The following is an 18,665-nucleotide window of genomic DNA, read 5'->3' as shown; positions in this document are numbered from 1 at the left end:
AGATTCCAGACAGGGGTTGTATTGTTTTTTCTGGTAATGGAATTACGTTTCTTGTTTTCTGTGATCTGCGCAACCTGTTGACCTGAAAGCAAGATTTCAATTTATTTCAGGCCAGGCAGGGCCTGTCTTCTGGCGGGTTTGCGCTAAGTTGTTCGCAGCGAAGAAAATATTTTCGTCGGGGGATTTTCAGGGGGTTTAAAAGGGTTATAATGCGCGCGCATCCATGTAGCAATCGATGCAGGAAGATCGTCGTTTCCGGTGAAGCGGCTGGACTTCAAATCCAGATGGGGCCGCCAGCGGTCCTGGGCAGGTTCGACTCCTGTGATCTTCCGCCATCTGTCTTCCGGGCAAGTCCTCATAACTCCAAAAAATCCTTTATTTTCAAGTGAATTAGCACATATCACGTCCGGGATAGTCCGAGACGATTTCCCTAAATCCGGGAAATTCTGTAAGCCGTGAATGGCATACAACTAGAGCAGACCGCTGGACAGTGGCCTACCGTGAATAAATCATAAAAACGCCTGAGCAAGAAATTTTCCCCTTCATAGACAAGCGGCCAATTAGTGAGATTAAACCTCTGGAGTTATGGGAAGCGAAGTTGTTCTCGGTGCGACGGCAGGCGGAGGTCTGGATGGAGAGGTATTTGATGAATATATTTGACATACTTGTATTCTAATATTTGATGATTAAAGGCCAACGTTTTCTGGCCTTTAATTCAATGAACGGAAGTAGCCTGTTCTACGTCCGTTTATATTTGAGTAACTGGAGAACACGCCACTATCCATCATTTCATCCGTAGCCAGTTTGCCGTCCGGGTCATAGTCGGTATTCCACATTTTCGGGCTGAGAAAGGGGAGATGTAAAATTTTTTATCGCCTTTAAGTACCGTTAAATCATTATGATTCCATCAATGCCCGACGCCAGAAAAAACCACATATGAATATGTTAATATTGATAAAACGGTAATAACCCCCATAACTTTTCGAAAAAGGAGGCGCACCACATCTGACCTTATTTTTATCACCAGGCACGGAAGGGATAACCAAACCCAGGTCTTTACTGGAGCACCATAAACTTACTGTGACACATCATTATTCAGTACAACATTGATCTATTTTTGATTTACCATATTACATAAAAAAATGACGTCATTAGCTAAGGAAGGTGCGAATAAGTGGGGAAATTCTTCTCGGCTGACTCAGTCATTTCATTTCTTCATGTTTGAGCCGATTTTTTCTCCCGTAAATGCCTTGAATCAGCCTATTTAGACCGTTTCTTCGCCATTTAAGGCGTTATCCCCAGTTTTTAGTGAGATCTCTCCCACTGACGTATCATTTGGTCCGCCCGAAACAGGTTGGCCAGCGTGAATAACATCGCCAGTTGGTTATCGTTTTTCAGCAACCCCTTGTATCTGGCTTTCACGAAGCCGAACTGTCGCTTGATGATGCGAAATGGGTGCTCCACCTTGGCCCGGATGCTGGCTTTCATGTATTCGATGTTGATGGCCGTTTTGTTCTTGCGTGGATGCTGTTTCAAGGTTCTTACCTTGCCGGGGCGCTCGGCGATCAGCCAGTCCACATCCACCTCGGCCAGCTCCTCGCGCTGTGGCGCCCCTTGGTAGCCGGCATCGGCTGAGACAAATTGCTCCTCTCCATGCAGCAGATTACCCAGCTGATTGAGGTCATGCTCGTTGGCCGCGGTGGTGACCAGGCTGTGGGTCAGGCCACTCTTGGCATCGACACCAATGTGGGCCTTCATGCCAAAGTGCCACTGATTGCCTTTCTTGGTCTGATGCATCTCCGGATCGCGTTGCTGCTCTTTGTTCTTGGTCGAGCTGGGTGCCTCAATGATGGTGGCATCGACCAAGGTGCCTTGAGTCATCATGACGCCTGCTTCGGCCAGCCAGCGATTGATGGTCTTGAACAATTGGCGGGCCAGTTGATGCTGCTCCAGCAGGTGGCGGAAATTCATGATGGTGGTGCGGTCCGGCAGGGCGCTATCCAGGGATAACCGGGCAAACAGACGCATGGAGGCGATTTCGTACAGAGCATCTTCCATCGCGCCATCGCTCAGGTTGTACCAATGCTGCATGCAGTGAATGCGTAGCATGGTTTCCAGCGGATAAGGTCGCCGGCCATTACCAGCCTTGGGGTAAAACGGCTCGATGACTTCCACCATGTTTTGCCATGGCAGAATCTGCTCCATGCGGGACAAGAAAATCTCTTTTCTGGTCTGACGGCGCTTACTGCTGAATTCACTGTCGGCGAAGGTAAGTTGATGACTCATGATGAACCCTGTTCCATGGCTCCAGATGACAAACATGATCTCATATCAGGGACTTGTTCGCACCTTCCCTAATATTATGTCAGAGGGTAAAATACAGGTTAAAAAATAAATATATTTTTCATGCCGTCATGCATATATTCCTACATATAAAAAGTAACACTGAACATTATTCAAATTTCAGTGTTACTATTATTTGCAAAATTGACTTGCGCGAAAACATCTATCTAATACGCTCGATTGTATATTTTTTTCCACACTCCGGACAAACACATTCACTTATCTCTGGTTGTAATTCTTGTGCATTTGCAAATTTTGTATTTCCATGAAATGCCACGCCTCCGTACCTTTGCTTACTTACGATATTAACTGCCTGATCAAAGGTATATTTTTTCTCACATTGAATACATCTAAATTCTTTCTTAGATAAAAACACATCAACCTCCAACTTACTTAGTTCATCGTCAGAAATGTTTAATCGAAAAGTCTGGACAGATCTTCACCATATTTTTCTTTAAACTTATACGCAGCATCAATAGAAATATCAAGTCGTGATATTATTTTATTTTGTGGCATATTATTTATTTCTCTAAAATAGAAACAAGCTCGTTCTAAAAGTTGTTTTCCAGCAGAACTGACAATGATTCCGGATTCATTTTCATTAATAGTAAGAACTCCACTTTTTCGGTCTAAAGACAACTCCTTAACATCATACCAATAGGTCTTGGAATAATTAGGAACCCCGTTAGTAATATAGATGGCATTATTATCAATACAAAGCGCGTTATTCTTAAGCCCTATCACAGAACAATTAAAATAAAAGTTAATGCTGCTTGATATATAATCCAAAACACGACGAGCATCATCAGACTCATTCACCCAAGATGAAAATTTCTTTTGAGCCTTAGATAAATCACTACTTTTCTCGAACTCCCCCTTGGATTCCCAGGCAGTTAATTTATTTACATAATCACTATCAAATATATCTTCATAACCGTCATGGTTGAATGGGAAAAAAACAACTCTAGGATTTATATGACGTTTCAAACAATACAAATGAACAATTGCAATCAATCTTTCAGTACAATATTCCTTACCTTTGTGAGAATAACTATTGATCCTTGCCTCAAATCCTTCAACATATCTTGAAATATCATCTATATAAGCATCTAATTCTTTATCATAACCTGTTTTTTTACTGTGAAGATCTGCTATAAATTCACCAGCATATGTTTTTGTAGTTTGTACAGTCTGTTTTTCATTTTTTCCATAGTCACAATGAAAATCTTCATTAATTCTTGTGCTTTTTTTAGTATCGCCAAAAATACACCAAAGAATAAAATTAATAAATCTCATGAAAATCTTAATGAAAGATAAAATCAATTTAACCATATTCACAAAACCCTGTTAAAAAGAGTAGTCTATTGGTTCATGAAAAAATCAAGTTCAGCATGATTCTTTATTATATCAGAATCAGGTATGCCATAGGCCTGAGCGAGTGTTATGCTCGCTTCGAGTAATTGACGGTTATTTTCAACATTGAAAGCGGCTGCTGTCAACTCACCTAATGCATTGAATTCTGACAATATTCTATGGAGTGTCTGCTGTTCAATGTCATTTAGCCGAAGGGTAAAATGGTCCATTCTGGCTTGCAGAGCCTGGCGGGCTTTACTGTCCAGATTTTTGGCAACGGTGACCATGAACTTCCCAGAGATAGAGCCAATAACAGCCCCCAGCACAGGAACAGGTATTAACGCTTGGCCTGCAATGGTCATTGCACCAACAATGGCGGACTCGGCACAAACAATGAGCCCGAGTTCGGTAAACTCATCAAGATCTATTTCACCCTGCTGGTAAGATAAGGCAAGGCTTCCAACCCCCTTGGCGGCGGTGACCAGTGCGCTGGCGAATGGTGCTCCCATTGAGGCATAGTTGGTTAGGGTATAAATCGCTCCAGCGGATACTCCTCCAATGGCTGCACCTTTTAGTGTATCCAGCCCCACGTCCTGCCAGTCTTGTGCATCGAACTCACCACAAAAAATATTTTTACCGTCACGATACTTGCGGTATATTCCCGTTCCGAGAGCAACCCCCCCCCCGAAAGCTGCCCCCAGCGCTGTCGCCCGCATGGCCTCGTTCAGAGAAGGCTGGTGCTCCTCAATAATTTCAGCTTTTTTAGTCTCGTTCTGCTTACCTAATTCCTGATCATGTTTATCAAGTGTTTCGTCAATTTTTCCCCATTGAACGTCTTGGTAATCGGAGACTCCCGGGTGTACGACATCGGTGAATGGTCGCCCCGTCGAGCTTTCAATATCGGCAACTTTATCCTTGATTGCCTGCAATGTTTTTTCGCTCAATCCCTCTACCGGCTTCCCGTCAATGACGTCCTGGATAGTCTGCCAGGTATCTTTCGGGATATGGTAAAACTGCTCACTCTTTGCGAAGTCGGGATAGGTTTCAATGTGCTTCAGAACATGAGTTAGATTGTTATTAATGCCATTTATAAATTTTGACTGAACTTCAATACCATCAATCTTGTAGTCCGCTGGGGCGGTGCGACCCACTCCATTAAAAGTTGCACCTAAAGCCGACTCATCAATTAATCCTTCATCGATCGCCTGGCGTGCATTGCGCACGCCCACCTCAAGTTGTTCAGCAATCTCGCCGTGCTTGGTACTCATCGAACCCAGAATGTTATTCGGTGACGCAATAAAATCTCGCACTTTCTGCATCTGTTCGCCCGCAAAAATAAAGGCACGATCTTGGTGCGCCAACTTAAACATTTCATCCTTGATGCGGGCCTGATTGAGGGCATCAACCGCACTGCCAATAACTTGATCGCCTACCGTATCATGACTATTCACACTGTTCATTACTGGATTTTCTTGTTGATCAGTTTTGACAACGCGTTGATATGGTTAATCAACGCCCCTAGCTGATCTTTCTGATGCGCATTAAATTGGCTGTAGTCTCGCGGCGCGGTCTTTTCAAGCGTATCGACGATGCTCTCAGTGCCATGAAAATGTTCCGACGTTAACATTTTCAGTTCCTGCGCTCCGAGTTCCATTACCCTCAGTTCACTGGTTTTGGCGCGAACCTGGCGATCTTCACGTTGAGCTTCTTCAATAATTTTTCCATTCTTACGACGAGCCAGTAAGGTTCCACCCGCAATACCTACGGCACCAATTCCCCAACCGACTGGACCCGCTAACGCCAGCAATGCACCTCCAGCGGACATGCCTCCGCCGCCAACGGCCAGAGCACCACCACCAAGCCATGCCAGTGCAGCATTCGTTGCCGCAGCACCGCTTAAAGTTGCAATGGCGGTACCCGTTGAGGCCGTACCAAAAGTCGTTGCAATGGCTAAGGCTGCCGTAGGGGCAAATGCTGCGACACCGGCTCCAACGGCCACTCCCGCAGCAGCGGTCCCTTTTCCAACGTGTGAGGTTCGGTATTCTTCTTCCAGTTTTTCGACGACATTATCGAATTCAGCAATTTCCGCCTTCAGTTCGCTCCAGGATTTATCAAATTCTTTGGGTTTATTCACCAGTCGGTTTACAAAGCTTTCACCACGAGTAATCAGATTTTTACTGCACTTTTGGCGCAGCAAAAAGAGCTCAGTGATCTCATCCTGAGTATCCTTTGCCTGTGCTTCATATTGGTTTGTCGCCCTGGTAAGACTGGCTAATGCTTCTTTTCTTTCTGAGCCACGTAACATTTTTCACTCCTGTTGCATATCGTCAAAAATAGCCATGCTGCATTTTCTTTCCATTTCAGCCGTCTGTTGATTGAGCTGCTGCTGAAAACGTTGTTGCAGGCTAGTCGGGGAAATAATAATGAGATTTGGTAACCAGTATCGTAGAAGAGGGAAGAGCTGGTTTTCGTGCGCCATTTCGGTTTGCACAATCAAATCACCGTTTGATTCTTGTCGTATTAATTTCTGCGCAGGTAATAAGTGTCGGCGTTGAAAGTAGTAGCTAACTTCAGCTGCGACTTTTATGTGTACCATCTGCTTATCCAGAGAAAACCAGACATCATCTTCTTCAGCAAAATACTGGGTTATGTGCAGATCTGGCGTAAAATGTACGGAAGTAATATTCAGCCAGCGAATTTTACTGAGCTGATAACCCTTCACATTTCCTCTATCCACAGCGCCGAGATACCAGACACCTTTTATGTTAATGAGCTTATAAGGGGCAATGGTACGGAGTTTGTCTTTATAGTGAAATTCGCAAATATTGTTTTCGCGAATCGCTTTATCAAACAGATTAAAGTTATTCTCAAGTACTCGTTGAGCCTCAGGATCACTCGGTAGAGCACGGATACTTAGCGACGTTAAATCAGGCTGGGAGAAGAGTTTTTTTACGGGAAATAATGCCTCCATACCTAAAATACGGACGAGATTTTGCAGTTCTTTTAGGGATTGAGATTTGGCATAAGCAGGTGCCAGTCTGTAAATACCATCGCCATTATGGATAATACGATCGCCCAGACGGTTAAGATCCCGATACAAGGTGCGTTCGCTGACTTTGAATTCGTCCATCAGCTTTTGGCGAGACACAAAACCGCACTGATAAAGTTCTGAGATAATAACGGTTATTCTCTGAACCATGACTTCATGCCCGCTCATACGTCCTCCTTTGATAGCTTTCCTCTAATTGTAATCTTGCTTACTGACAGGTTATGTCAGTAAGCAACGAAAAAATGGAGAGCTTCCTCTATCTATATCGGCACAAAAACAGTTTTCTTAAAAATTTCATGCATTAATGATGAACTCAATACAACCCGGTAAACATGAGACTCATCATTCTCTGCAAATAGCCCATCGCAACTTAAAAAATATCATTTATAATCAATAAAATAATTGAAATTTCTTTTCCTGCCGCACCTATGACATTTATTCATTGCTTTTGTAGTTATGTGATGGACGCCCTTTCCTGAAACTGGCTGAGCGCATCGGTGTCGCTGCTGCCGCCCGTGAACTCAGCCTGTATGAATCCTGGCTCTACAACTGGCGCAGTAAGCTGAAAAATGCACATTCATCTTCCGAACGTGAACAGGAAATGTCCGTCGAAATTGCCCGCCTTAAGCGCCAACTGGCGGAGCGCGATGAAGAACTGGCCATTCTCCAAAAGGCCGCGACATACTTCGCGAAACGCCTGAAATGAAGTATGTCTTCATCGGAAAGCATCAGGCTGAGTTCAGCGTCAAAGCCATGTGTCGCGTGCTTCGGGTTGCCCGAAGCGGCTGGTATGTCTGGCGCAGGCGTCATTGTCAGATAAACCTGCGTCAACAGTTCCGGCTCGTTTGTGATGAGGCTGTCCGCAACGCATTCGATGAAGCAAAACAGCGCTATGGTGCGCCACGCCTTGCTGATGAGTTGCCGGAGTACAATATTAAAACCATCGCTGCCAGCCTGCGTCGTCAGGGATTACGGGCGAAAGCCAGCCGGAAGTTCAGGCCGGTCAGTTACCGTGAACATGGTCTGCCGGTATCGGAAAACCTGCTGAAGCAGGACTTCAGCGCCAGCGGTCCGAACCAGAAGTGGGCCGGTGACATCACTTACTGTGTGCCCGGAGTTCAGGGCGAGCAGGAATGCTCAAATGGACCACGAGTCTGTCTGGAATATTGAACCGGTAACTCATGACGAGAAGCCTAACAATCCCACCGGGTGTGACGGTGGAGAACCTGAGCGGCAGTGACCTGTGGCATGCTCACAGGGTGATGTAACCCGCTGACAACGGGGATTGAGGCGAGATCACTAAGCCGAGATGATCCTCAAGGTTGAGTGCTGAAAGGCTGAAGAACATTAACCCGTTAATCCGCCTCTGTGGGTTGAAAATGTCACCACGGCCTACGTGATCTGACAGGTCGTGCAGAAGGCACCGACAATGACAGATACGCAGTGTCGGTCGACGGTGTTTTGACATGTAAGCAGAACACCAGGACAGCAGTGCCCATCACGCTCAGCGCTGCTGACTTCTGCCAACTTGCGGCAAGCAAGGATAAAGAGTGCGACGGGCAGCCTCCTCAGTATGCTTGAGTCCAGGCAGGTAAACCGGGGAAGGTCAGCGACGGATGTTAAGGAGGCATGGCTCCAATGACGCGCTGGCTGGCGGAGCTTCCGTAGTAGTCCGCGATGGGGAAAGCTCATTACATGGCGAAGGGAAGCAGTTTAAATGTGTTTGCTGAGCGAACTAACTGACCTAATGAGGTGAAGACCTTTGATAATCAGCGAAATGCAACGCAAGCTTGCCACATGGGCAGCCACCGATCCGTCCCGACGGATTGAACGGCTGCTGCGTCTGATAACACAACCAGAATGGCTGGCTGAAGCTGCGCGGATCACGCTTTCATCAAAGGGGGCACATACCCCCGGCGTTGATGGGGCGAACAAAGAAAAGCTACAGGCCCGACTGACTGCTGAGCTGCAAAGGCTCAGGGATGAACTTCTCTCAGGTGACTACCAGCCCCTGCCAGCCAGACGGGTTTACATCCCAAAAAGCAACGGCAAACTGCGACCACTGGGTATCCCCGCGTTGCGGGATCGCATTGTCCAGCGGGCCATGCTGATGGCAATGGAGCCGATATGGGAGAGTGATTTTCATCCGCTTTCATATGGCTTCCGGCCTGAACGCAGTGTCCACCACGCGATACGCACGGTGAAATTACAACTCACCGACTGTGGGGAAACACGGGGTCGCTGGGTGATTGAAGGTGATCTGTCCAGCTACTTTGACACCGTACACCATCGATTGTTGATGAAGGCCGTACGTCGCAGGGTTAGTGACGCACGTTTCATGGACCTGCTGTGGAAAACCATCAAGGCGGGACATATCGATGTTGGTCTCTTTCGGGCGGCCAGTGAAGGCGTGCCGCAAGGGGGCGTAATATCGCCGTTGCTGTCGAACATCATGCTGAATGAGTTCGATCAGTATCTGCATAAATGCTACCTGAGCGGGAAAGCCCGAAAAGATCGCTGGTACTGGAATCACAGTATCCAGCGAGGTCGAAGTACCGCCGTCAGAGAAAACTGGCAATGGAAACCTGCCGTGGCGTACTGCCGGTACGCCGATGACTTCGTGCTTATCGTCAAAGGCACCAAAGAACAGGCGGAAACCATCAGGGAGGAGTGCCGAAGTGTGCTTGAAGACAGTCTGAAACTCAGACTGAACATGGACAAGACTAAAATCACCCATGTTAATGACGGCTTTGTCTTTCTGGGACACAGGATCATCCGCAAACGCAGTCGTTACGGCGATATGCGGGTGGTCTCGACGATCCCGAAGGAGAAAGCCAGAAACTTCGCCGCGTCACTAACGGCACTGTTATCAGGCAATTACAGTGAAAGCAAAATCGATATGGTTGAGATACTCAACCGGAAACTGAAAGGCTGGGCTGCGTTCTATCAGTTCGTTGATTTTAAGGCCAAAATGTTCAGTTATATCGACCGTATGGTGTTCTGGAAACTGGCTCACTGGCTGGCCCGAAAATACCGTAAGGGTATCGCATACCTGATGAGATGGTGGTGTAAACCACCGGAACCGGGTCAGAGTAAAACATGGGTTTTATTTGGCAAAACCAGTCATGGCAAACTCAGTGGTGAAATCCTGTACCGGATGGTTGGGCAAGGCAAGAAGCTGTTTCGCTGGCGACTACCCGAAAGTAACCCTTACCTGAGGACGGAAGCCAGAAACACATACACATCGCGCTATCCAGAAGTGGCAATGGCGTTCGCCAGTGTTTAAATGGAGAGCCGGATGCGCTGAAAGGTGCACGTCCGGTTCGGAGAGGAGAGGCAGGGAAATAGTCCGACTACGCCCTGTCTCTTACTCTACTACGTACAGATGAAGGCTGGCTGTATCTGGCGGTGGTGATTGACCTGTGGTCTCGTGCCGTTATTGGCTGGTCGATGTCCTCACGAATGACGGCAAAACTGGCCTGTGATGCGTTACAGATGGCACTCTGGCGGCGTAAACGCCCGAAAAACGTTATCGTTCACACGGATCGCGGCGGGCAATACTGTTCAGCGGATTATCAGGCACTACTGAAGCGGCATAACTTACGCGGTAGCATGAGTGCAAAGGGCTGCTGTTACGATAACGCTTGTGCGGAAAGCTTCTTCCACTCGCTGAAAATCGAATGCATCCACGGTGAACGCTTTATCAGTCGGGAAATAATGCGGACGACGGTGTTTAATTATATCGAGTGCGATTACAATCGGTGGCGTCGTCACAGTGCCTGTGGCGGTCTCAGCCCGGAACAATTTGAAAACGAAAACCTCGCTTAGGGCCGTGTCCACATTTCGTGGGTAGGATCAAATAGCACCCCCCAAACATAACCCACTCACTGCTTTTAATTGCATTATCCCCAACCTCGCCACTCGTTATAAAAATGCACAGACCATCACCATGGCAACAAGTTATATTTGTCGCCACATGAGACCTTTGCAGTAAAAAAAACCTTATTCCCAATTCATTATCAATATTTATTAGAAACACCCTGACAATAAACTATCTCTCTCGTAAAGATAGTATTTTCTTATACCTGTTATATTATTCAGTTATATTTCTTATTTTACATCATACTCACTCACTACTGATTCAGTGCCATTTTTACACCGCTAAGACAAAGCTATTCTGGCGGTGAAAAATAATAGATTAAGCGTAGCTGCTACCTGAATAAGGCGAAAAAAATTTGTTAACGCATTTCGGAAAGTAAAGCAAGAGAAACACATTACCACACTCTTTTTCACACAAAAAATCGCACAAACCGATAACGACATCGCTGCACTCATTTTTTTCATCAAGGTATTATTCAGCACTAAAACTTAATGAAAAGAAGCTCCCAAAAGCGAGATTATTTATTACTTATTTTATTTATAAAAAGAACTCAATGGGAAATTGGGTAAAATCTGCAGGCGGCATAACCAATACCGCCTGATTATTTATTTTTCGATAATAACCGGAGTACCTGTTGGTGTCCTGGCCCAGATCTCGCGCATCTCACTGTTGGTTACCGCAATACAACCATCGGTCCAGTCCATACGGCGAAATAAAGGTGCCAGCCAGCCCCAGCCATTGGGTAAGCCGTGGATCATAATATTATGGCCAGGGGAATAACCAGCACTTTTGGCCCGCTGAATATCGTCAGCGTCCGGCCAGGAAACATGCAGGCTGAGAGAAAAGCGTGAACGGGCATTACGCCAGTCAACGTTATAATGGCCTTCCGGGGTTTTCATGTCGCCCTCACGTTGTTTGGCACCGTCATCAGCCCCACGCCCCAGAGACACGGAATACTCACGTATCACCACACCTTCACGCAATAAACTGAGTTTGCGCGCCGCTTTATTCACAACAACCAGGTCTGCCTGTTGTTCGGCGGGAAGATAAGCCGGTGGTGTATCGTGGCCCCAGCGAGCCATTACTTTAGTCCAGAAAAATAAGCCGATGGCGATAACCATGGCAATCACTCCCAGCCTGAGAGCCGGGGAAGAAAAGCGTGTTAATTTCATAGGCGCACAATTGTTATCCATTAAGCCAGCACGTTAATCCTGTTGCGTATTTTGGGTAATGCCACAGGCGCAGATTATATTGCCCGCGCCCATCAGCATAAACCCAGGGTAGTCTGCCCTTTTCCGCTTCGCTTGTCTGGCAGGTTTTTCTGCGTTATTCAGGCAGATAATCCCATTGCGGCTTCTGAAACCCGGCATGAATGGTATGTTAATAGCCATTCGCGCTGATAAACCCATGACAGCCAGGTTTGCTGTTCACTGTTCAGGAGTTGTTATTATGCCCGTGCGTTTTCCTGCCCCATTAAAACCCGGTGATACGGTTGCCATTACCGCCCCTTCAACAGGTGTTCCCACAGCCCTTCACGCACATCTGGATTGTGCAAAACAGGCACTGGAGCAGCGTGGTTTTACTGTGCTGGAAGGGGAGTGCTTACGCACCAGCTACAAAAACAAAAGCGCGGATAAAACCTTGCGGGCTCGCGAGTTAATGTCCTTCCTCACGCGTCCGGATATTCACGCTGTAATGCCGCCCTGGGGAGGCGACCTGGCAATCGAAATTCTGGAATTGCTGGATTTTACCCTGCTCTCACAAACCCAACCCAAATGGTTCAGCGGCTATTCAGATCTCAGCACACTGCATTTTCCCTTAACGATGCTGGCAGGCTGGGCAACGCTGCACGGCCCGAATTTAATGGAACTTGGCTCGCAACAGATTGACCAGACCACGCAAGGCATATGGTCGATTCTTGAAGCGCCTCGTGGCTCACAAGTTGAACAGTACGCTTCACAATACCATCAGGATGGCCCCTGCCTGGGCTGCCCGGACGCGAAAACCGGTTTTCGCCTTACCCAACCCACCCGCTGGAAGCGCCTGGACGGGCTCCATGGCAACCTGGAAATACACGGGAGGCTGGCAGGCGGTTGCCTGGATACGCTGGCGCGGCTGGCCGGAACCCGGTTTGGTAACCTGCCGCGCTTCTGTGAACAACACCAGCAAGAGGGCGTCATTCTGTACATCGAAAATGTGGAAATGAACCCATGCGAGCTGACCCGCGCATTGTACAGCCTGCGCCTGCATGGCTGGTTCCATGCGGTTTCAGGGGTTTTAGTTGGCCGGCACGCCGCACCTGATGCCAGCACACCAGAACACCAGTCACAAAGGGATGCGCTAAATTCAGCGTTAGGCGACTTACCGGTACCCGTGCTGTATGACCTCGATATCGGCCATATTCCACCGCAACTTTCCCTGGTGAACGGCGCGCTGGCGGCTGTGTATTTTCAGGATAACGCGGGTCAGGTCGTTCAGGCGTTGTAACCACACTGGCGGGTCAGTTTTGCTGTTTATCCTTGATGAAGTGACAGCCCTTTTATCACTTTATCTACAGCTTTCTTCGGCCCGAATAACCCAATGCCAACCAGGTTCATATTCTCCGGGTCTTCCGCCAGGAATACCGCACGGTTGTCAGCGTCATGGCCAGTTGAGAACATAGCGTGCACATAAGGGATCAGCGTGAGTTCCCGCTCCAGCCCTTTACGGTGGGTACGCTGTAAAGCGGCCAGATCTGCTTCGAAAATAAGCATCGGCTGGCGAGAAATATTGCCATAGTGATGGCCCTTTGCATCAATATAGGTTTCTCCCATAATTTCCGGCGCTGCACTTGTAATACCCGTCGCCAGAAAAGCCACCACATTTAACCGCTGCCACACAGCCAGATCATTACGCACAACAAAAGCTATTTTAGTATCAAACATTACACCCCGGTCTCCATCTGTTTTTCGTGAAGGCCTATGTTCGAAAAATGCGGGGCTGTCAGTCTAGAACGTTTGTGCACTTACGTTGATATGCCGCAGGAGACACCCGGTAAGCACGCTGGAACCACCGGCCCAGATGGCTCTGGTCTGCAAAACCAACCAGTGAAGCAACCTGAACCGGCGTCATCCCCTGCGCCAGCATACGCCGGGCAGTACGCAAACGCAGGCGTACAAGCCAGGCGTGAGGTGACTGACCAAATGCCTTTTTGAATTGCCGGCTCAGACGAAAGCGATCCAGCCCGGTTTCACGGGAAAGCGTATCCAGCCCGATATCCTGAGCCATATTCTCGCGCAAATACTCACAGACCCGGTTCATCTGTACCAGCGAAGCATTCATGGTTGAAGGTTTCCGCAGGGCGAGATGCGCAGATAACAGCGTCATCAAATTATCCAGATGCTCATCACGGGCCAACCGGCCTTCGCCATAATGCATCGAACACCAGGCCTGGCTGATGGCCGTTATCAGATGAGGATCATCGGTGAGCGTATGGCGAAACGCAGCGCCCACACCAGCAATATCGCCCATTTTGCGCCGTTGCATCATGGTGGCAACCCAGGGTTGCGGCAGGTAGATCATGACATAAGTAAACCCTTCAGGCTGCGTTGCATGGCCGTCATGCATCGCGCCCGGTTCAATCAGAATAGCCCGGCCAGGACAACTGGTATGCACAAACCGGTTACACTGGAAACGTTGCAACCCCTGCTGAGTTACACCTAACAAAAGTTCATCGTGGTCGTGAGGATCGTAGGCATGGCCTGTAAAATGAGCCTGAATGGTTTCAATCCCCGTTTCGCCATCATGGCGAATATCCACCCAATCCTGCTGGTTGTGTCTGCTGTTAACACTGCCCATTAGCACACCTTTGGTTGATAACCATGCCCACTTTGGAATAAAACAGGCCTGGTGGTTATTGTCCGTTGACCACAACGACACCAGCCATTGCATTTAACATAGCATACTGCCTCGTACACACCTCACGCAGGCACTCGCGCAGCCAGCGATGAGCCGGGTCATTATGCTGGCGGGGGTGCCACATTTGCGAAACAGTTATCGCGCCTGTTTGCACAGGTAGCTCAAAGCCAACAAGCCCGGGAACACTGCCTGTACCACTGTTCTGCGCCTGGTGCAGGAAAAACGACGCAGGCACCAGCGCCACCAGATCCGACTGCCGGGCAATGGACAACGCCGCACCAAGCCCCGGCACCACAGCAACTATATGGCGTGCCAGCCCAAGGGAAGACAGCTTGTTATCTACCGGCCCACGGCCAGTGCCGTGGCGGGCAACCACGATATGCCCGTATGCCGCATATGCTTGTGGCGTCAGTATTGTGCTCTGTGCCAACGGGTGGCCTGCACGCACTACGCCAATAAACCTGTCCTGAAACAGCGCCTGAAGGTAAATTTCCGGGCCCATATTTTTCAGTACGCCTATTTCCAGGTCCACCAGCCCCTCTCTTAGCGGGCCATCTTCCTTTTCAGGTTTGGCAACAAAACGCAGCCCTGCGTGTGGGGCTGACTGCGCCAGTGCCGCCACCAAAACCGGGCCGAACACTTGTGCAAAGCCGTCGTTAGTTCGCAGCGTAAACACCCGCTCCAGGGTGGCAAGGTTCAGCGCGGAGGCGGCGGGTTTCAGCAATGCACGGGCTTGTGCCACAGCCAGAGGCGCGGCCTCAAGCAACTGTTCGCCATGTGGCGTTAACACCATATGGCGGCCTGCCCGCACCAGTAATGGGTCTCCTGTTGTCTGGCGCAACCTTCCCAGAGTACGGCTCATAGCGGATTCACTCAACCCCAGGCGGCGTGCCGCTGCAGCCACGCTTTTTTCCGCCAGCAAAACATCAAGCGCAATCAGTAAGTTCAGGTCGGCCTCTGCCATTTGTCCTCCTGCCGGAATGCTGATACAGGGCGTTTGGTGCAGGTTATTAATGCATCACCTGCGTCTTCCGCCTTATATCACACCGCACTACAGTAAGAAACGTCACCCAATATTATTCAAGGAGCTGTTATGTCTCTTCCTTCGTTTGTACCCTCTGTTCTGCTGATTGGCGCATCTCGTGGTATCGGCCTGGCCATGGCGGAACAATTTCTGGCAAAAGGCTGGCATGTCACCGGCACAGTGCGCAGTGAACAAACCCCTTTGCATGCACTGGCGGATGCCTGGCCCGGGCAACTGCAGATTGAAATACTGGATATGTGCGACGACTTGCAACTGGCCGCTCTGGATGCACGGCTTAACGGCAGCCAGTTCGACATGCTGTTTGTGAACGCTGGCACCACAAACCGGGACCCGTCGCAAACTATTGGCGAAATCACCACAGAGGAATTTATTCAGGTGATGACCACCAATGCGCTGGCCCCCATGCGCGTTCTGGAAAAGCTGGAAAAACATACGCATTCCCGCGCCCTGCTGGGTGTGATGTCTTCCGGGCAGGGCAGTATTACCAACAATATTAACGGCCAGCGTGAACTGTATCGGGGTAGTAAAGCCGCACTAAACATGTTTATGCGCAGCTTTGCTGCACGCCAGGCAGGCACAGAGCGGGCGCTGGTGAGTATGGCTCCGGGCTGGATCCGCACAGCGCTGGGTGGGCCACAAGCGCCCTTGACCCTCGAAGAAACGATTCCCAGCCTGGTGAATGTGTTACTGGAGAAACAAGCCAAACCAGGCCTGGAATACCTTGATTTCAAAGGGAACACAGTGCCGTGGTAAATCATGCGGTTTGTCAGGTAACCCGCAGGGCGTCCACCACTAAACGGAAAGCGGGTGAGGGCTGTTTACGGCTGGGGTAATACAAATAATACCCCGGGAAAGGCGCACACCAGGATTCAAGCACCTGAATAAGCCGACCCTCTTCGATATGCGGCGCAAACTCTTCCGCAGGTAAAAATGCAATCCCCAGCCCGGCCAGGGCTGCATCCACCATATGCGCGGAAGTATTGAAGGTTAGTTGCCCGTTTACCCGCACATTCACAGGCCCGGTGTCCTGGTCGAACTCCCACACATACAAGCCGCCAGAACTGGCCTGGCGCATATTAATACAGTTGTGACGCACCAGGTCATGCGGGGTGTGCGGAGCGGGGTGCCGGGAAAAATAATCCGCCGAAGCCACAGCAGCCATGCGTAATGGCGGGCCAATAGGTACGGCAATCATATCTTTGTCGATAGTGTCTCCCAGGCGCACCCCGGCATCGAAACGGTCGGCCACAATATTACGGAAGCCATGGTTAGCATCGAACTCCAAATTAATATCCGGATATTCACGTAACAACGGCGCCAGTTTGGGTAACAGAATGGATTGCAACACATTGGGGCCACAAGTTATGCGTACCGTCCCCGCAGGCTTGTCGCGTAATTCTGTCAGCATTTCCAGTTCAGACTCAATTTCATCGAACCGGTTGCCAATTGCCTGTAATAACCGCTCACCAGCAGCCGTCAGTGAAAGACTGCGGGTGGTGCGGGTAATCAGGCGAATTTTCATACGGTTTTCCAGACCGGTAATCGCCTGGCTTAATGCTGGTTGAGTTACGCCCAATTGTGCCGCAGCGCGCGTAAAGCTGCCTTCCCGGGCGACGGTCACGAAAGACAACAGATCATTAAGGTTACGTTTCACTTTATCTCCCCGGCTATAACGACAACCAATTTATAAACATAACTTATAAGTGTATTAAGTATTCATTAGCTAGTCAGCATACGATACCCGTGTAAAATTTCCACCACGCAATAGCGCTTATCCCGTTAATCCATCTGTTTATTTTTGTTTTTATTCCCGTGAATAAAGGCCCGGCCCCGGCTTGCCTGAATATCACGGATGAAAAAGGTAATTCACTATGACAGCGACATCACATAACACATCCCCGGACCGCGCCTGCTGGAGCGGTGTACTGGCTATGACTTTATGTGTCTTTGCTCTGGTGGCCTCTGAATTTATGCCAGTCAGTCTGTTAACACCGCTGGCTCATGACCTGCAGGTCAGCGAAGGGCTGGCAGGCCAGGGCATTGCTATTTCAGGCGCACTGGCCGTGCTCACCAGTCTGTCAGCATCGCGCTTAACCGCCAGCCTGGATCGCAAAAGCGTTCTCCTGGGTTTTACCGTACTGATGGCGATATCCGGTATGGTGATTACATTTGCACCCAACTATTCAGTCTACATGGTTGGCCGCGCGCTAATCGGCATAGTGATTGGTGGGTTCTGGTCAATGTCCGCTGCCTGTGCCATGCGCCTGGTACCACGCCACCAGGTTCCGCGAGCCCTGGCTATTTTTAACGGTGGCAACGCGCTGGCAACGGTCATCTCTGCACCAATGGGGAGTTTTCTGGCCGGTATGATTGGCTGGCGGGGCGCTTTTTTCTGCCTGGTTCCGGTCGCACTGCTGGCACTTGTCTGGCAATGGACAAGCCTGCCAGCCATGAAAGCCACATCAACCCAAAATAATGATGCCCACCATTCCGCACTGGGGTTACTCAAAAACCCGTTAGTGCTTACTGGAATGGCAGCTTGTGGGCTGTTCTTTATGGGGCAGTTCGCCCTGTTTACCTATTTGCGTCCGTTTTTGGAAAATGTCACCCATGTCAGCCTGCCGGTTCTTTCCACACTGTTACTGGTTCTCGGAGTGACGGGCTTTATCGGCACGTTGTTGATTGGCTCAGCACTGAAACAAGGCTTTTACCCAACACTGTTGTCCATCCCATTATGTATGGCTTTGATTGCCGTACTGCTAATTGGTTTTGGGCATCACTTGTGGCTGGTTGCGTTGTTTTTAGGTCTCTGGGGCTTGCTGGCAACATCCGCGCCCGTTGGCTGGTGGACATGGGTCGCCCATACCCTGCCAGAAAACGCCGAAGCGGGCGGTGGCCTGATGGTCGCCATAGTACAACTGTCGATTGCCACGGGTTCGACACTGGGTGGACTGGCTTTCGACCACGCAGGCTGGCAAAGCACTTTCGCCCTCAGCGGCGTGCTGTTAATCCTGGCCGCCAGCCTGACAGGCTATACCGCGCGTAAAGCGCAACAAACTGGCGGGTATCACCCCGCATCCCCGGTCATTAAATAACAA

The 18,665-nt window shown here is 49.3% G+C and carries 14 protein-coding genes, 1 tRNA gene and 3 pseudogenes; 8 read left to right on the top strand and 10 right to left on the bottom strand.

Translation table 11 applies throughout. The annotated features are described in order from the left end of the window. Positions 1-240: 240 nt before the first annotated feature. Both MPHASIOC01_RS00900 and MPHASIOC01_RS00895 read left to right on the top strand, forming a co-directional pair. Positions 241-335 (top strand) — tRNA-Sec (locus MPHASIOC01_RS00900). Between the two features lie 116 nt (positions 336-451). Further along, positions 452-592, top strand: a pseudogene (locus tag MPHASIOC01_RS00895) (phage integrase central domain-containing protein); the annotation flags it as partial. Positions 593-1,305: 713 nt separating this feature from the next. Here the strand turns inward: MPHASIOC01_RS00895 and MPHASIOC01_RS00890 are convergent. The 5 genes from MPHASIOC01_RS00890 to MPHASIOC01_RS00870 form a co-directional block, all read right to left on the bottom strand. Then, positions 1,306-2,286: an IS5-like element IS5 family transposase gene (locus MPHASIOC01_RS00890; RefSeq protein WP_000019402.1), complete on the bottom strand. Its 981-nt coding sequence runs from the start codon at positions 2,284-2,286 to the stop codon at positions 1,306-1,308. Between the two features lie 471 nt (positions 2,287-2,757). Next, positions 2,758-3,675, bottom strand: a complete 918-nt coding sequence (locus tag MPHASIOC01_RS00885) for a hypothetical protein (RefSeq protein WP_353613753.1) — start codon at positions 3,673-3,675, stop codon at positions 2,758-2,760. A 29-nt stretch (positions 3,676-3,704) separates the two neighbouring features. Then, positions 3,705-5,156 (bottom strand): hypothetical protein, encoded by a 1,452-nt coding sequence (locus MPHASIOC01_RS00880; RefSeq protein ID WP_353613752.1) that lies wholly within the window; start codon positions 5,154-5,156, stop codon positions 3,705-3,707. After that, a complete protein-coding gene (locus tag MPHASIOC01_RS00875; RefSeq protein WP_353613751.1) occupies positions 5,156-6,001 on the bottom strand; it encodes a hypothetical protein in 846 nt (281 codons plus the stop codon). Before MPHASIOC01_RS00875 ends, MPHASIOC01_RS00880 begins: the two co-directional genes overlap by 1 nt. Before the next feature lie 3 nt (positions 6,002-6,004). After that, positions 6,005-6,913: a WYL domain-containing protein gene (locus tag MPHASIOC01_RS00870; RefSeq protein WP_353613750.1), complete on the bottom strand. Its 909-nt coding sequence runs from the start codon at positions 6,911-6,913 to the stop codon at positions 6,005-6,007. A gap of 307 nt (positions 6,914-7,220) precedes the next feature. On the opposite strand from MPHASIOC01_RS00870, the pseudogene MPHASIOC01_RS00865 reads away from it, so the two are divergent. From MPHASIOC01_RS00865 to MPHASIOC01_RS00855, 3 genes and pseudogenes are all read left to right on the top strand, one after another. Beyond that, positions 7,221-7,849, top strand: a pseudogene (locus MPHASIOC01_RS00865) (IS3 family transposase); the annotation flags it as partial. A gap of 673 nt (positions 7,850-8,522) precedes the next feature. Next, complete coding sequence (ltrA, locus tag MPHASIOC01_RS00860) at positions 8,523-10,031, top strand: group II intron reverse transcriptase/maturase (RefSeq protein ID WP_353614991.1); 1,509 nt, start codon at positions 8,523-8,525, stop codon at positions 10,029-10,031. Between the two features lie 80 nt (positions 10,032-10,111). Beyond that, a pseudogene (locus MPHASIOC01_RS00855) lies at positions 10,112-10,573 on the top strand (IS3 family transposase); the annotation flags it as partial. 657 nt (positions 10,574-11,230) lie between these two features. Here the strand turns inward: MPHASIOC01_RS00855 and MPHASIOC01_RS00850 are convergent. Beyond that, positions 11,231-11,797 carry a L,D-transpeptidase family protein gene (locus MPHASIOC01_RS00850; RefSeq protein WP_353613749.1) on the bottom strand — a complete coding sequence of 189 codons (567 nt, stop codon included), beginning with the start codon at positions 11,795-11,797 and terminating at the stop codon, positions 11,231-11,233. 277 nt (positions 11,798-12,074) lie between these two features. Between MPHASIOC01_RS00850 and MPHASIOC01_RS00845 the strand changes: the two genes are divergently transcribed. Next, positions 12,075-13,112 (top strand): S66 peptidase family protein, encoded by a 1,038-nt coding sequence (locus MPHASIOC01_RS00845; protein ID WP_353613748.1) that lies wholly within the window; start codon positions 12,075-12,077, stop codon positions 13,110-13,112. Positions 13,113-13,138: 26 nt separating this feature from the next. Here MPHASIOC01_RS00845 and MPHASIOC01_RS00840 read toward each other — a convergent pair whose 3' ends face one another. From MPHASIOC01_RS00840 to MPHASIOC01_RS00830, 3 genes are read right to left on the bottom strand one after another with little or no spacing between them, the layout of a single operon-like run. Beyond that, entirely contained in the window at positions 13,139-13,549 is a 411-nt protein-coding gene (locus MPHASIOC01_RS00840) for a DUF2000 domain-containing protein (protein WP_064597524.1), read from the bottom strand. A gap of 58 nt (positions 13,550-13,607) precedes the next feature. Continuing rightward, positions 13,608-14,462 (bottom strand): AraC family transcriptional regulator, encoded by an 855-nt coding sequence (locus tag MPHASIOC01_RS00835; protein WP_353613747.1) that lies wholly within the window; start codon positions 14,460-14,462, stop codon positions 13,608-13,610. A 55-nt stretch (positions 14,463-14,517) separates the two neighbouring features. After that, positions 14,518-15,486 carry a LysR family transcriptional regulator gene (locus tag MPHASIOC01_RS00830; protein WP_353613746.1) on the bottom strand — a complete coding sequence of 323 codons (969 nt, stop codon included), beginning with the start codon at positions 15,484-15,486 and terminating at the stop codon, positions 14,518-14,520. Positions 15,487-15,615: 129 nt separating this feature from the next. Here MPHASIOC01_RS00830 and MPHASIOC01_RS00825 point away from each other — a divergent pair, with 129 nt between their 5' ends. Further along, positions 15,616-16,320 carry an SDR family NAD(P)-dependent oxidoreductase gene (locus MPHASIOC01_RS00825; protein ID WP_353613745.1) on the top strand — a complete coding sequence of 235 codons (705 nt, stop codon included), beginning with the start codon at positions 15,616-15,618 and terminating at the stop codon, positions 16,318-16,320. A gap of 13 nt (positions 16,321-16,333) precedes the next feature. Here the strand turns inward: MPHASIOC01_RS00825 and MPHASIOC01_RS00820 are convergent, their stop codons facing one another. After that, positions 16,334-17,221 carry a LysR family transcriptional regulator gene (locus tag MPHASIOC01_RS00820; RefSeq protein WP_353613744.1) on the bottom strand — a complete coding sequence of 296 codons (888 nt, stop codon included), beginning with the start codon at positions 17,219-17,221 and terminating at the stop codon, positions 16,334-16,336. Between the two features lie 217 nt (positions 17,222-17,438). Here MPHASIOC01_RS00820 and MPHASIOC01_RS00815 point away from each other — a divergent pair, with 217 nt between their 5' ends. Next, entirely contained in the window at positions 17,439-18,662 is a 1,224-nt protein-coding gene (locus MPHASIOC01_RS00815) for an MFS transporter (RefSeq protein ID WP_353613743.1), read from the top strand. The last annotated feature ends 3 nt before the right edge of the window (positions 18,663-18,665 follow it).

The sequence above is a fragment of the Mangrovibacter phragmitis genome (genome assembly GCF_040429585.1).
Lineage (GTDB): Bacteria > Pseudomonadota > Gammaproteobacteria > Enterobacterales > Enterobacteriaceae > Mangrovibacter > Mangrovibacter phragmitis.
The sequence above is the reverse complement of the archived record's forward strand: the minus strand, read 5'-3'. Positions and strand labels throughout refer to the sequence as shown.